This window comes from uncultured Bifidobacterium sp. (assembly GCF_959020155.1).
Taxonomy (GTDB): domain Bacteria; phylum Actinomycetota; class Actinomycetes; order Actinomycetales; family Bifidobacteriaceae; genus Bifidobacterium.
The window spans coordinates 33,882-48,768 of record NZ_CAUERC010000011.1; the positions used below are offsets into that span (position 1 = coordinate 33,882).

Sequence of the window (14,887 nt, forward strand, 5' to 3'; positions counted from 1 at the left end):
CGTAGCGGACTGAGGGGAGCTGGAAACATGGAGAAAACATGGCATTGACTGATGAACAGGTGGAGCGGTACGCGCGCCATCTGATTTTGAAGGGTGTGGGCGTCAAAGGGCAAAAGCGGTTGCTGGCCTCCAGCGTGCTCATCATCGGAGCGGGCGGTCTTGGTTCTCCGGCCGCCCTGTATCTGGCGGCGGCCGGCGTCGGCCATATCGGACTGGTGGACGGCGATGTGGTGGATATGAGCAATCTGCAACGCCAAATCATCCATACCACCGCACGTGTCGGAGCGCCCAAAGTGGAATCCGCGGCCACAGCCATCCGCGCGCTCAACCCAGATGTGACGGTTGATACCTACTACGAGCTCGTCGACGCGAGCAACATCGCCGGCCTCATCGAACCGTACGATCTGGTGATCGATGCCACCGACAACTTCGCCGCAAAATTCCTCATCAATGACGCCTGCGTGCTGGCCGGCAAGCCGTACATCCATGCCGGCGTGGTCGGATTCGCCGGTCAGGTGATGACCGTCATTCCCGGCGAAGGCCCCTGCTACCGCTGCATCTTCCGCGACATGCCCGCCGCCGGTGAGAATCCGACCTGCAAGGAGGCCGGCGTGCTGGGCGCGGTGGTCGGCGTGTTCGGCAGTCTGGAGGCGACTGAGGCCGTCAAGCTGATTGCCGGCGTGGGGGAGCCGCTCGTGGCTCGTATGCTCACTGTGGATGCCCTGACCATGAACATCCGCCGTGTGCCGTTGCCGAACCATGTGCCCGACTGCCCGGTGTGCGGTGAGCAGCCGACCATTACTGCTATTGATCCGGCCAACTATATTCAGCCGGCCTGCGCGATTTAGAGCTATGTGGCTCCCCTCCTTGAGGGGAGCCAAGATCAGAACGAGAGGGGAAGAACATGCCTATTGCCTTGCATAATGCGGTCGTTGACGATGAGAGCAGTGAATCATCGTACCGCCGCATCACGCCGGCGGAATTTGCCAAGCTCGACCCGAATACGGTCACGCTGCTCGACTTGAGGGAACCAGCCGACTTCGCCGCCCACCCGGTCGAAGGTGCCATCAATGCACCACTCGACCCTCTGGCCCATGTGCTCAAAACCGTGCCCACAGATCGAACTGTCGTAGTCTATTGTGCTCAAGGATGGTGGAGCGAGGAAGTAGCTGAAATCCTTGCCGATCGCGGTTACGATGTAGCAAGCCTAGATGGCGGTTTTCAGGGTTATCTCGACTATCTTGAAACCCACCATGATTAACGGTTCCCGTTGTCGTTCTTTTGGATGAGTGTGCACGGACATACGTGTGCCCTACAATCGGTCACGGTATTACTCGATGGATTCTTGAATATCGTCGGGCAATCGTGATTCACAACAAGGGATTGCACTGAACCAACCCGAACGGAGGGTCGAAACCGTGGGACATCTGCTCACTCGGACGCAGATTCAACGCCTGGTCGCCAAGTACGGCCGTGAGGTCATCGAACACCAGCACATGCAGATCGAACGCTGCTGCTACCAGCACGGCAGTGTCACCACGTTCGAACATTCCGTGCGTGTCGCCTGCCTGGCTGTGTGGATGGCCGACCGCGCACACCTGTGGTACCGCGTCGACCTCAAATCCCTGATTCGCGCGGCCCTCCTGCACGATTACTTCCTGTACGACTGGCACGACTGGGATAACGGCGAACACCAGTGGCATGGCTTCACCCATGGCCACGCCGCCCTGGTCAATGCCCTGAAGGACTTCAAGCTCAACGATATCGAACGCAACAGCATCGAGAACCACATGTTCCCGATGACCCCGGTGCCGCCGCGCTATATCGAAGGCTATCTGGTCACCTTGGCGGACAAATGCTCCGCCACCGCCGAGACCTTCTCGTTCGACCGGTTCAACAAGCGCGCGTTGCCCGCCGCGAAGCCCTACGCCGAGATCGAAGCCCGTCGATGATCACCACACTCGAACATTATTTCCTCTGGTTTCTGTTCTACAGTTTCGTCGGCTGGATGTACGAGTCCATCCTCGTCTCCTGCCAACAGCACCGCTTGGTCAACCGAGGGTTCCTCAACGGCCCGCTGTGCCCGATCTACGGCACCGGCGCGATACTCGGCGTCGCCATTCTCGGCAACGTACGTAACCCGATCATCATCTTCCTGATTTCGATGGTGGGCGCCACGATACTCGAATACACAACCTCATGGGTCATGGAGCAGCTGTTCCACGCCCGCTGGTGGGATTACTCGAACTTCCGCTTCAACCTCCAAGGCCGCGTCTGCCTGCTGGGCGCGTTGATTTTCGGCCTCGGCGGCGTGGGCGTGGTACTTGGTTCGCAGCCATATGTCGAGCGGGTCACGGATATGATTCCGCTACCGATGCTGCATACGCTGGTCACGGTACTGGCCCTGATCACCATCATCGACTTGGCGGTCACGGTTACGGGCATGCTCGAATTCGAGCAGGTGCTCGATTCCGTCTCTCAGGTGGTGCAGGATGTGGCGGCACGCGCCGGTGGCACGTGGCAGTGGGGCTCCAGTGCGGTATCCGACAGGATGCGTGAGCTTTCGCAGGATACGGTTGAGCGTCTGCGCTGGGCCGTCAATGGCGTCATCAACGCACAGCAGAAGCGTATGCTCAAGTCCTTCCCGAAGTTCCAGGTGCCGGATCGTCAGGACATCATCGACTCTTTGCGCGAACTTATGGGCCCGCGCCGCTAGAATAAGGCGTTTTACTGAATCGCGCGGCTCGGCTGGTGTTCGGCACTGTCGCCATGTTCTGCGAAACTTGACTGTGCCCAATTGGGCAGTCTTATTCACAATTCGATAGGGAGAAGCGACAAGCTATGGCTCACGTCACCGACTTCAAGGAAGCGGGTTTCAACACCCTGCTTGAGGAACTGGAATGGCGCGGGTTGATTTCCCAGTCCACGGACCGGGATCGACTCGCAGAAGCACTGAACGGCGAGCCCATCACCTATTATTGTGGCTTCGATCCCACCGCTGCATCGTTGCATATCGGCAACCTCGTGCAGCTCATCAACATGCGTCACCTGCAGCTTGCGGGCCATCATCCGATCGCTTTGGTCGGTGGCGCCACCGGACTCATCGGCGACCCGCGCCAGTCCGGCGAACGTACGCTTAACCCGAAGGACGTGGTGGCCGGCTGGGCCGATCGCCTGAAGAATCAGATCGGCGGCATTCTGGACACCGAAGGCGCGAACGCCGTACGTTTCGTGTCCAATTACGATTGGACCGCCTCGATGACCGTCATCGACTTCCTGCGTGACGTCGGCAAGAACTTCCGTCTGGGCACCATGCTCGCCAAGGACACGGTCGCCCGCCGCCTGAACTCTGAGGAAGGCATCTCCTTCACCGAGTTCAGCTACCAGGTGCTGCAGGGCAACGACTTCCTCCACCTGTTTGACGAATACCATTGCACGCTGGAACTCGGCGGCTCCGACCAGTGGGGCAACCTCACCTCCGGCCTGGACCTGATCCACAAGGTGCGCGGTGTGGACGTCAATGTGTTCACCAGCCCGATCATCACCGATGCTTCCGGCAAGAAGTTCGGCAAGTCCGAGGGCAACGCCGTCTGGCTCGACGCCACGATGCTCAGCCCGTACAAGTTCTACCAGTTCTGGATCAACCGCCCGGACGTGGAGATGGAAAGCCTGCTGAAGGCGTTCACCTTCCTGCCCAAGGCCGAAATCGAACGACTGGTCGAGGAATCCAAGACCAACCCCGGCAAGCGCGAGGCCCAGAAGACCCTTGCCTGGGAGGTCACCAGCTTCGTGCATGGCGAGGCCGCTACCCAGGCTGCCATCGATGCTTCCGGTGCGCTGTTCGGCCGCGGTGGCAACCTCGAAGACATCGACGAGGAAACGCTGGAATCCGTGCTCGACGGTTTCAAGGTGGTCGACGAGAACGGCGAGCACGTCTTCCCCGTCTCCAAGCCCGGCGATCGCGTAATCGACGCCGCCCAGGCTGCCGGACTGTTCAAGTCCGCTTCCGAGGCACGCCGCGCCATCAAGTCCGGTGGCGTGTATCTCAACAACAACCGTATCGAGGATGAGGAGCAGGTGCTGGCCGAAGCCGACTTCCTGGCAGGCCGCTTCGCGCTTATCCGTCGTGGCAAGAAGGCGCTCGGCGCCGTGGAAAACCGTTAATCAACAACGAATTAAGGAAAACAAGTAATGGCAGAAGGTAACGAGCGTTCCGGCAAGTCTTACGGCGGCGGCCATAAGGGGTATGGCGATCGCCGACCGGGCAACCGCGGCGGCAAGGGTTTCAAGCCGCGCGGCAAGGGCGGTTTCAAGCCGCGTCATGATGGTGAGGGTTTCAAGCCGCGTCGCCGTGAGGATGGCGAGGGCTACGCGCCGCGCCGTGACGGTGATGGCGAGGGCCACGGCGGCTACCGCAAGTCGTACGGCAAGTCCGGCGGCTTCCACAAGGGCGGCCGCTCCGGCTTCGGCGGCAAGGGCGGTTACCGCGGCAATGGTCCGCGCCGTGACGGCGAAGGCTTCAAGCCGCGCCGCGAAGGCGGCTACCGTTCCCACGAAGGCGAGAACGGCGAGAATCCGCGCTACCAGCACCGTGATAACGATCGTCGTGATTTCCGCCGCGATGGTGAGCGTCGCAGCTTCCGCCGCAACGACGACCGCCGAGATTTCCGTAGGGACGACCGTCGCGATGGGGACCGTCGTGACTTCCGTCGTGACAATGACCGTCGTGACTTCCGTCGCGATGACCGCAGGGATAACGATCGTCGTGATTTCCGCCGCGATGGTGAGCGTCGCAACTTCCGTCGCGACGACGATCGCCGTGATGGCGACCGCCGCAACTTCCGCAGGGACGACCGCCGCGATGATCGTCGTGACTTCCGCCGTGACGATCGCCGCGACAACAACCGTCGTGACGGCGAATTCCGCGAGTTTTCGCAGGAAGAGAAGCGCCAGTACCGTGAGGAGAAGCGCTCTGAATACATGAGGCGCCCGCGCCGTAACTCCGACGGCACGATGAGCTTCCCCTCGCAGAACCCGTACACCGACCGTCGTCCCGACGAGCCCAAGATGCCCAAGGGCATGGAATGGTCGATGCTGTCCAAGGATGAGCGCGAACGTCTGCGCGGCCTGTCCAAGGAGCACGCGGAGAACATTGGTCTGCACATCCTCGCCGCTTTCGCGCTGGAGGAGAGCGACCCCGAACTTGCCTTGGAGCACGCCAAGTGGGTGGCCCGTCAGGCCTCCCGCATCGACTTCGCCCGCGAGACGCTTGCGTTCGTGGCCTACCGTCAGGGCGACTACAAGCTGGCCCTGCGTGAGTTCCGCACCGCCTACCGTATGAACGGCTTCCTCGACTACCTGCCGTTCATCGCTGACTGCGAGCGTGGCGTCGGAGAGCCGAAGAAGGCCGTGGAACTGGCGCTGTCCGATGAGGGCAAGCAGCTGCATGGCGCTCCCAAGGTCGAGATGTTCCTGGTGTACGCCGGTGCCCTTGGCGATTTGGAGATGTGGGACAAGGCCATTGAAGTGGTTCACACCGTCGGCCGTTCCCAGGGGCTGCCGGGTGAGTACCGCATGCGTGCCGTGCAGGCCGAGCAGTACTTCCTTGAAGAGGCCGGCCGCAGCAAGGAAGCCGAGCAGCTCAACGACCTGCTGGACCGTCTTGAGGACCAGTATGCCGACGAGGAGATTGACGAAAACAGCGACGACGTGGTGATCGATCACGATCTCGAAGACATCACCGACGACTCCGACGTGCTCGAAAAGCTCGGCATCGATCCGGATGAGGCGCAGTACGCCCCGGATCCGGAGCAGGAATACGGCGATGAGGATGACGAGGCTGAAGACGGTGATGCCGAGTCTGATGAGGCCGACGAGACCGAGACCGATTCCGCCAATGACGCCGAGGCTGACGATTCCGCCGAATCCGCCGACTCCGACTCCACCGAACCCGAAACCGAAACCGAAACCGAGGAGTGAACGGCGTAATGACCCGTTTCCTCAAAGGCACCGATCGCCCGCTCGCCGAGGCCTATCAGCTTGCGCTGCTGGACCTCGACGGCGTGGTGTATCGCGGCAAGAATCCGGTCGAATACGCGGCCGATTCCATTCGTGCGGCCGAAGCCGCCGGCATGACCATCGAATACACCACGAACAACTCCTCGCGCTTCCAGCACGTGGTGGCCGACCAGCTCAAGGGCTTCGGCTTGGACGTGGAGCCGTGGCAGGTCATCACCTCTTCGGTGGTGGCCGCCCGTATGGTGGCCAAGGCGTTGCCCGCCGGCGCGCGCGTACAGGTATTGGGCGCCGAGCATTTGCGCGATGAGGTCACCCGCAACGGCCTGACCATCGTGGACGGTCCTCAGGACCGCCCGCAGGCCGTCATTCAGGGCTGGTATCCGGATATGACTTGGCAGATGATGGCCGATGCTGCGTTCGCGGTCGAGGCCGGAGCCACGTATTTCGTGACCAACCGCGACCTAACGATTCCTCGTGAACTGGGCATCGCCCCCGGTTGCGGATCGATGATTCGCGCCGTGATCACGGCCACCGGCGTCGAACCGGTCGCCTCCGCTGGCAAGCCGGAAGCGTACATGTACGATGAGGCCCGCGAACTGAACGCCGCCGAAGGCCACGATTTGGTGCCCAAGGAGGCGTCCATCGCCATTGGCGACCGCCTCGACACCGATATCGAGGCCGGTAACCGCGGCGACTACGATTCGCTGGCGGTGCTGACCGGTGTCACCAACCCGACCGAACTGATGCTGGCTCCGTCACACCTGAGGCCCACATTCATCGCCCCTGATCTGCGTGAACTCGGCGAAGCCCAACCGGAGCCGGTCCGCGATGAGAGCGGTACTTGGGAATGCCGCAAGGCTAGCGCTTGGTTTGAAAACGGCCAGGTACACGTCAGCGACCCCACCAGTATGGACGGCCTGCGCGCCGCCGTATGCGCCGCATGGGAAGCCGCCGACCAAGGCGCACAGCTTAGCGAGGCCACGGTACCGGTGTTCGCCATCGAGGCATAGTCCTATGCCTACGGATAGCGAACATGCGCCGGTCACCGAGCGATACCCCGAACTTGCGGATATCGATGAACAAGACAACGACCGCAAGCTTGAGACCTATCGCAACGTGCTGGAATCCTTACAACACGAGCTTGATAACAGCCGCAGCTAGCAGAGGTGATTCATTCTCCCGCCAGCGGAAGATGACGTGAAGTGCTGGATGGTGGCTCCATGCCGAGCCACCCCGTTGGTGGATGGTGGGCCGAAAGGAAGATATATGACCGAGCAGCATATCGATCCCGCGACTCCACTTGACCGACTTGACATGATGCTCGTGGCTTCGGGACTGGTCGAATCGCGGGCCAAAGCGCAGCGACTCATCAAGGCCGGGCATGTGCGCGTGGACGGCGAGACCATCACCAAGCCATCGTTCATGGTCAAAGCCGGGCACAGCGAACTCGCCGTGGATAAGGGCGACGACTACGTCTCCCGAGGCGCTTACAAACTCTTGGGCGCGTTCGAAACCTTTGCCGGCAATGGCCTTACCGGGCCGGAAGGCTTGGAATGTCTGGATATCGGTGCCTCCACCGGTGGCTTCACCGACGTACTGTTGCGCGGGGGAGCGGCCAAAGTCGTAGCGCTCGACGTTGGGCACGGCCAGCTCGACCCGCGCATCGCCAATGACGAGCACGTCATCGAAATGAGCGGCGTCAACATTCGCGAAGTAGAGGCCGACGACCTGCCTTACCGGCCGGCGATGATCGTTTCCGACGTCTCCTTTATTTCCCTGACCTATGTGATCCCGGTAATCGCGCGCATCGCGGCTCCCGGTGCGCAGATTGTGTTACTGGTCAAACCGCAGTTCGAGGTCGGCCGGGCAGGACTCGGCAAAAACGGCATCGTTGAAGATCCGGCATTGCGGGAGCGGGCATTACACGACGTGGTCGCCTGTGCTGAACAGCACGGACTTGACGTGGTGGCCACTGCCGATAGTCCCATCATCGGCACCCACGGTAATGAGGAATACCTGCTTTACGCTGTTTTGAGATGAATGCGTTGGCAGTCTCCGTTCACCAGCAGCACGCTGGAGGTACGGTCGATGCCTAGTGCGGTGGCACACGTGGCGCTTTCCACCGCACTGCCGTTGCGTAGCATGGCGGAGTCCGCCGTCAAAGTCCGGCATTGCAGATGGTTGGCTTCAACCGTGACGGCTGTGATATGGCGAACCGTGCTGCCATCCTCATACCCATCCATATCAAAACGGGAAAACATCGTACTGCGGAGTGGATGAACTTCCAGAGCCCTGCTGTTGACGTCATGACCCTTCAACACGCCGTTCAAGCGGACTGTCTGACCGCTAATATGACGGGTGCCTAGGGAGCCATTGACGGACAGATTTCCGGAACAAACGATATCGCCGTTGCATCGTAGTTTGCCGGTAAAGGTTATTTCATCGCAAATAATGTCGCCGCCGACTTCGATGTCGCCGCTGCCGCTGATGCTGGATACGCGAATATCACCATCACACCGCACAATGCCACTTTTGATGACCAGTTTGTCCCCTTCTATAACTGAGGCCTCGAGGGTGCTGGTCACAATCATGGTGTGAAAATGCGCGCCATCGGCAAGACGGGAACGTTGGTCCACTCCTATGGTGCCGTAGACTCCTTTGCCTATCAGCGTGCAATTCTGCGTATGCTTGCCCATGATGATAAAACTCCCCTTATTAATATGGACGTACAGCTTTATGGCTTATTGCCACAATAATGAGCGCATCCATGTTGAGGGGGTTATATCGGTCACGATGTGAGCAGATAGGGGGTATAGCGAGCGCAGTTAGGGGGTTAGCCTTGGATGAAGTGGTCGATCTGATCCTGCTTGCCCATGAGGATGAGTTCGTCGTTGCGATGCATGACCAGTTCCTTGGAGCCGTACTGGAACTCCTTGCCTGGGGCCTTGAGGCCCACCACGGTCACGCCGTACTTGTCATGTACTTGTACGTCCTCGATGCTGCGGCCTACCGCGTACAGGGGCGTGTGGACCTTGACGACGGTGTACGGCCCGTCGATTTCGATGTAATCCAGATAATTGCCGGCCACCAGATGGCCCACGCGCTTGCCGGCATCGGTCTCCGCGTTGATGATGTGGCGGGCGCCGATGCGCTGCAGAATGCGCGCATGCTCCTGGGACACGGACTTGGCCCACAGGTCGGAAACGCCGGCGTCCAGCAGGTTGCCGGTGATGATCACCGAAGCCTCGATGCTGTCGCCGATGGCCACGACGGCCGTGTCGAACTGGGAGGCGTCGATCTGCTCGATGGCCAGCACATCGGTCATATCGGCCTGAATGGTGGGCAGATGCGCGGACCAACGGGCCACAAGCTCCGGGTTCTTGTCCACTGCGAGCACATCCTGACCCATCTGGTCGAGGGTGGCGGCCACGGACCCGCCGAAACGGCCCAGTCCGATGACCAGCACGCTTTTGTTGCCGCTCGGTTTTGCTGCCATGATGATGGTCCTCTCTATGTCAGATTGCTGGGCGCCGATTGAATGGCCGATCAGCCAACGATAATGTTTTCCTGCGGATAACGAATAGGTTCGGGAGCCATCGGTCGGCTGATGGAGTAGGCGATGGTCAACGGGCCAAGTCGTCCGACAATCATCTCGGCGGACAGAATAAACAGGCTGGCCGGATTGCCGGCGCTTGCCACGCCCACCGAATAACCACCCAACGAGAAGGCCGAGCAGGCTTCGAACACGGCGTCCACGAACGCGCAGCCGGTGGTGAACATCAGCATCATCGCACCGACCATAACCAACGCAAAGCAGGCCGTGGTCACGGACACGGCGGTCATCTGAATACGGCGGGGGATACGGCGGCGGAACACGGTGACATCGCGATGGCCGGTGAATGCGGCGCGGCAAATCAAGAGAATCACCGCGAACGTGGTGACACGGATGCCGCCAGCGGTGGATGAGGAACCTGCGCCGATGAACATGAGTATGCTCATGAACACCTTGGTCTCATTCGTGACTTCGGGCACCCAGGAAATATCGAAACCGGCGGAGCGGGGCATGACGGCGGCGCTCATCGCACGGCGCATCTTCATGCCGGGGTCATCTGCGGGGAACAGGCCGGTATTGCTCCACTCGACCAGCAGGAACCAAGCCAGTGAGGTGGCCACCAGCACAGCGGTGGTCACCAAAGTGAGTTTGGTGTGCAATGTCCAACGTTTCGGGCTGAGCCGCCGGCGTGCGCACTGCACCAGATTCAGCACCACGGGGAAGCCGAGCGTTCCGATGAATGCACTGATGAGAATCGGCAGCCCCACGCCCCAACGGTTCACATGCAGACCAGTGGCATCCGGCGTGAAACCGGTGTTGTTATAGGCCGACACCGCGTAGAACAGCGCCTGCCACAAGGTACGCCCCATATTGCCATGGTTCACGCGGAACAGGTCGGGCAGCAGCAGCACGAAGGTCAGCACCTCGGCGATGATGGAGGTGCCCAGCACCACGGTGAGCACGCCTTTGACCTCGGAAAGCTTCGTGGTGCCCAGCTCGTTCGCGGTGAGCATACGCTGGGAGACCTTGAGTCTGCGGGAAACGCCAAGAGCCACCATCGAGGCGAAGGTCATGACTCCCAGACCGCCGAACTGGATGGAGAACAGGACGACGACCTGGCCGAACATCGACCAGTATTCGCCGGTGTTCACCACCGGAATGCCGCAGGTGGACAGGGCCGAGACGGCGGTGAAGAACGCGATCGGGAAATTGGTGAAGATGATGTCCGATGTGGAGATCGGCAGCAGCAGCAAACCGGTGACGATGATGATCAGTGCGCCGAAATACACCATGGACAGACGGCCCGGGTGCCTGAGCAGACGGTCGGTGATGCTGATACGTCGAATGCGCTTGGCGGTTTTATCGCTTTTGTCTCGGCTCAGTACATCGGCTGAATACCACCATGACAGTCCCTTCGAGGCCTCCTCATTGGCGGAGGATTCGTCGAAGTCATTGGCCATGGGTCCTCAAGCTCCTCAACTGATACTGCTGTACGGTCATACGGCATGCCATCGCGCTGCGCACGGCACGCGTACGGTGATTGCGCGGCTGTACGCCATTGTATGCCGAAGCCTTACGATAATCGACTCTGTGGAACGTTGCCGGCGACGCGCCACGAAGCAGCATTTTTCGAACACCTGTACGACTGATGACGGTGTCTGCGGTTAGAATAATGAGCAGTGCGACCGAATCGACAGGAGGATGCCATGGCCAAGCGCAACGCGGTGGTGGTGACGCATACCAGGCTCAGGCAGACCGGAACCGTAGTGGCCGAGGCGGTGAGCCAGCTGCGAGTGGCCGGTTTCGAAGTCGCCATCATCGACAACACCGAGGCCCCCGATTTCGGCGTGCAGCCGCCGTGCGTGTCGGACGACACCGAAATCGTCGTGGTCCTGGGCGGCGACGGCACGATACTGCGCGCCGCCGAACTCGTCCACTGCACCCAAGTGCCGATTCTCGGCGTGAACATGGGGCATGTCGGCTTCTTGGCCGAATTCGAAAGCTTCCAGATCGACGAGGCGATCCGCCGGGTCTCCACCCACGACTATTCGATCGACGAACGCATGATCGCCCATGTGGACGTCTGGCTGCCCGGCGCCACCAAGCCCATTGAGGATTGGGCGCTGAACGACATCACACTGGAACGCGCCGACCGGGGCAAGATGGTCGAACTGTCCATCCGCGTGGACGATGTGGAGATGAACTCGTTCGGCGCGGACGGCGTCATCGTCTCCACGCCCACCGGTTCCACCGCCTACGCCTTCTCCGCGGGCGGTCCGGTCATGTGGCCGAACGTCAAGGCCCTGCAGTTGATTCCGTTGGCCGCGCACGCCCTGTTCGCCAGGCCGCTGATCATCGGCTCCGGCTCGACCTTCACCATCGACATTCTGGACGATTCCATGTCCGAAGGCTGGATTTGCTGCGATGGACGCCGTCAGCGCGCCCTGCCGCAGGGTACGCGCGTCATGGTGCGCGAATCGCGCGATACCTTGCGCCTCGCCCGACTCTCCGGCGTGCCGTTCACCAACCGTCTGGTCTCCAAGTTCGATCTGCCCGTGGTCGGTTGGCGCGAGCACGCGCGCAACGAGGCCTCGAGCCAGTCGCTGCATCACGGGCACACGTTCCCGGCGGCCGCGTATGCGGCTGGCGTTGCCGTTGCCGGTGACGCTGGCGTCGCTGGTACCGAGCCCGACAAGCCGGGCGAACGTGACGGCAAGGCAGGATCCTGATGCTCGAAGAACTCGATATCCGCAATCTGGGGCCGATTCGAGAAGCCACCATTGCGCCGGCCGCAGGCATGACCGCCATCACCGGTGAGACCGGTGCCGGCAAATCCATGCTGCTCTCCGCGATCCGACTGGTCTCCGGCGGGGCCGCCGAATCCTCGCGCGTCTCGGCCGGGGCGGACGAGGCTTGGGCCCAGGCGATTTTCGCGCTCTCGGATGATGCCGTCGCATCTGAACATTCCGGCGACACCAACGATGCCGGTTCTGGCGATGCCGACAGTGGGTTCACCGGTGCTGCCGCGGCCGTGGCCAAGGCCCATGACGCGGGCGTCGACCCCGAAGACGGCGAACTGTTCCTTTCCCGCACCGTACGCGCTTCCGGACGTTCGCGGGCTGTGCTCGGCGGCAAGTCCGTACCGCGTTCGGTGCTGGGGGCCATCGCCGGCGAACTGGTTACCATTCATGGCCAGACCGATCAGCTGAAAATCGCGGCCTCCTCACGGCAACGCGAGTTTCTGGACCGGGTGGCCGGAGACGAAGCCGAACTGGCCGCCTACCGCAAGGCGTGGGATGCGCTGGCCGCCATGGATGAGCGGCTGGAACGCCTGCGCTCGCAGGAATCCTCTGCCCGCCAACAGGCCGACTACCTGCGCGAATCCATCGACCGCATCAACCGAATCGACCCGCAGCCGGGGGAGGATGAGGAGCTGAAGGCGCGCCGCGAACGCATCGAAAACGCGGCCGACATCGCTCAAGGCGTGGGTTCGGCGCTGGGCGCGCTGGATGCCTCGCAGGTGGATGTGGACGCCGCCGACGGCGCTTCGGCCGTGGAACTCATCAATCATGCGGTGACCTCGTTGCGCGCGATTCGCGTCGGCGGCACGTTCTCCGAGCAGGCCGATCGGCTTGAATCCATCAATGCCGATTTGGGCGACGTGGTGTTCGCCCTGAGCCAGGAGCTGGGCGACGAAGGCAGCGTGGAGGATCTGGACCAGATCAACGGCCGTATCCACGAGCTTGGCGACCTCGCCCGTCGGTGGGGCCCCACCTTGGCCGACGTGCTCGCTTGGCGGGACAAGGCGGCGTTCGATCTGGAGGATCTGGATGCCTCGCCGGAAAAGGTCGCCGAACTCGAATCCGAACGGCAGACGCTGTACGATGCGGCCCTCGCCGCCGCCGACGTGCTGAGCGCCGCGCGCGTGGCTGCCGCTGCCGACTTGGGTGCGCGCGTCACTGAAGAACTCGGCTCGCTCGCCATGCTGGGCGCCTCCTTGGAAGTGCGCGTCACGCCGCGAGACAAGGCCGATGATCCGCTCGGCCCGTATGGTCGCGACGATATCGCGTTCCTGTTTACGCCGTTCGAGGGGTCGCCGCAGTTGCCGATGGGCAAAAGCGCTTCGGGCGGTGAACTGAGCCGACTGATGCTGGCCTTGGAGCTGGTGGCCGCCGACACGCGCGGCGGTGCCGACCAGACCTTCATCTTCGACGAGGTTGACGCCGGCGTGGGTGGCAAGGCCGCGGTCGAACTGGGCAAACGTCTGGCACGGCTGGCCCGCAGCGCGCAGGTCATCGTCGTCACCCACTTGGCGCAGGTCGCCTCGTGGGCGGACGCGCAGTTCGTGGTCACCAAGGAGCCGTCGGATGCCGATGACGACGATTTGGGCGTGGTCACCACCATCGCCGAAGTCAACGGCGAAACCCGCGTCCACGAAATCGCCCGCATGCTCTCCGGCAGCGAATCCGAAGCCTCCCTGGACCACGCCCGAGAACTCCTATCCGATTCTCGGCTTACGCTCCCGCTGGCGGGAGCTGGCGCCGCAGGCGACTGAGGGTGGTTGAAGAAGATGGAGATTAGCAAATGACCAAGGCCGCCATATTCGACCTCGATGGCACCCTCCTAGACTCCATGGGAGTCTGGGACCAAGTCGACATCGACTTCCTGAACAAGCGCGGAATCGAAGTGCCGCCCGACTACATGACCAAAGTTTCCGCCATGCAATTCCGCCAGATCGCCGAATACACCATCGCACGCTTCGGCCTTACAGACACGCCCGAAGAGCTCATGCAGGAATGGGACGACATGGCCAGCGTCGCCTATTCCACCACGGTCGAAGCCAAACCCGGCGCGCTTGACTATCTGCGCGATCTGAAAGACTCCGGTGTCAAACTGGGTGTCGCCACCTCGCTGCCCCCGCGTCTGCGTGAGCCGGCGCTACGCCACGTCGGCATGTTCGATTTGTTCAACGATATCGTCTCCGTCGATGACGCGAACGACGTCGGCAAGGACCAGCCCGACGTCTACCTGCTCGCCGCCAAGCGCCTGGGTGCTGCACCGGCCGACTGCACAGTGTTCGAAGACCTGCTGGTCGGCATGAAGTCGGCCAAATCAGTCGGCATGAAGGTCTGGGCCATGCACGACGACTCCTCCGCCTCCGACTGGCCCGAAATCTGCCACCTGGCCGACGGTGTCCTCTTCGACTTCCACGACGCCCCGCGCGTGCTGTGATAAAAAAGTTACGCCCCCGCTGGCGGGGCTGTGAACTGCGCCCCGGAAGTTGGACGTGGTTTATTAAGGGTACCTGATTAGGCT

At 61.6% G+C, this 14,887-nt stretch carries 15 protein-coding genes; 12 read left to right on the top strand and 3 right to left on the bottom strand.

The window, feature by feature from the left end:
• Positions 1–38 precede the first annotated feature (38 nt).
• The 9 genes from thiF to Q5H31_RS04555 all read left to right on the top strand — a co-directional run bounded on the left by thiF (position 39) and on the right by Q5H31_RS04555 (position 8,058).
• Entirely contained in the window at positions 39–848 is an 810-nt protein-coding gene (thiF, locus tag Q5H31_RS04515; protein WP_302457543.1) for a thiazole biosynthesis adenylyltransferase ThiF, read from the top strand.
• Between the two features lie 56 nt (positions 849–904).
• Complete coding sequence (locus tag Q5H31_RS04520) at positions 905–1,261, top strand: rhodanese-like domain-containing protein (protein ID WP_032744402.1); 357 nt, start codon at positions 905–907, stop codon at positions 1,259–1,261.
• A gap of 157 nt (positions 1,262–1,418) precedes the next feature.
• Entirely contained in the window at positions 1,419–1,952 is a 534-nt protein-coding gene (locus tag Q5H31_RS04525; RefSeq protein WP_081292559.1) for an HD domain-containing protein, read from the top strand.
• Positions 1,949–2,716: a putative ABC transporter permease gene (locus tag Q5H31_RS04530; RefSeq protein WP_302457544.1), complete on the top strand. Its 768-nt coding sequence runs from the start codon at positions 1,949–1,951 to the stop codon at positions 2,714–2,716. Before Q5H31_RS04525 ends, Q5H31_RS04530 begins: the two co-directional genes overlap by 4 nt.
• A 125-nt stretch (positions 2,717–2,841) precedes the next feature.
• Entirely contained in the window at positions 2,842–4,164 is a 1,323-nt protein-coding gene (tyrS, locus tag Q5H31_RS04535) for a tyrosine--tRNA ligase (RefSeq protein WP_007051155.1), read from the top strand.
• A gap of 27 nt (positions 4,165–4,191) precedes the next feature.
• Complete coding sequence (locus Q5H31_RS04540; protein WP_011068271.1) at positions 4,192–5,979, top strand: lipopolysaccharide assembly protein LapB; 1,788 nt, start codon at positions 4,192–4,194, stop codon at positions 5,977–5,979.
• Between the two features lie 8 nt (positions 5,980–5,987).
• Positions 5,988–7,028: an HAD-IIA family hydrolase gene (locus tag Q5H31_RS04545; protein ID WP_007053603.1), complete on the top strand. Its 1,041-nt coding sequence runs from the start codon at positions 5,988–5,990 to the stop codon at positions 7,026–7,028.
• 4 nt (positions 7,029–7,032) lie between these two features.
• Complete coding sequence (locus Q5H31_RS04550) at positions 7,033–7,179, top strand: hypothetical protein (RefSeq protein ID WP_007051152.1); 147 nt, start codon at positions 7,033–7,035, stop codon at positions 7,177–7,179.
• 105 nt (positions 7,180–7,284) lie between these two features.
• The gene (locus Q5H31_RS04555) at positions 7,285–8,058 is read left to right on the top strand and encodes a TlyA family RNA methyltransferase (RefSeq protein WP_007051151.1); all 774 of its coding nucleotides are present in this window, start codon (positions 7,285–7,287) and stop codon (positions 8,056–8,058) included.
• On the opposite strand, the gene Q5H31_RS04560 is transcribed toward Q5H31_RS04555, so the two are convergent.
• From Q5H31_RS04560 to Q5H31_RS04570, 3 genes are all read right to left on the bottom strand, one after another.
• Positions 8,040–8,714, bottom strand: a complete 675-nt coding sequence (locus tag Q5H31_RS04560; protein WP_007053602.1) for a hypothetical protein — start codon at positions 8,712–8,714, stop codon at positions 8,040–8,042. The genes Q5H31_RS04555 and Q5H31_RS04560 overlap by 19 nt on opposite strands.
• Positions 8,715–8,851: 137 nt before the next feature.
• On the bottom strand, positions 8,852–9,514 hold the full coding sequence (locus tag Q5H31_RS04565) for a TrkA family potassium uptake protein (protein ID WP_007051149.1): 663 nt from the start codon (positions 9,512–9,514) through the stop codon (positions 8,852–8,854).
• 50 nt (positions 9,515–9,564) lie between these two features.
• Positions 9,565–11,031, bottom strand: coding sequence for a TrkH family potassium uptake protein (locus tag Q5H31_RS04570; protein ID WP_007051148.1), 1,467 nt, complete (start codon positions 11,029–11,031; stop codon positions 9,565–9,567).
• A 246-nt stretch (positions 11,032–11,277) separates the two neighbouring features.
• Here Q5H31_RS04570 and Q5H31_RS04575 point away from each other — a divergent pair, with 246 nt between their 5' ends.
• From Q5H31_RS04575 to Q5H31_RS04585, 3 genes are read left to right on the top strand one after another with little or no spacing between them, the layout of a single operon-like run.
• Positions 11,278–12,300 carry an NAD kinase gene (locus tag Q5H31_RS04575; protein WP_007051147.1) on the top strand — a complete coding sequence of 341 codons (1,023 nt, stop codon included), beginning with the start codon at positions 11,278–11,280 and terminating at the stop codon, positions 12,298–12,300.
• The gene (gene recN, locus Q5H31_RS04580) at positions 12,300–14,126 is read left to right on the top strand and encodes a DNA repair protein RecN (RefSeq protein ID WP_007051146.1); all 1,827 of its coding nucleotides are present in this window, start codon (positions 12,300–12,302) and stop codon (positions 14,124–14,126) included. The genes Q5H31_RS04575 and recN overlap by 1 nt, the downstream gene beginning before the upstream one ends.
• 29 nt (positions 14,127–14,155) lie before the next feature.
• Positions 14,156–14,803 (top strand): HAD family phosphatase, encoded by a 648-nt coding sequence (locus tag Q5H31_RS04585; protein ID WP_007051145.1) that lies wholly within the window; start codon positions 14,156–14,158, stop codon positions 14,801–14,803.
• The last annotated feature ends 84 nt before the right edge of the window (positions 14,804–14,887 follow it).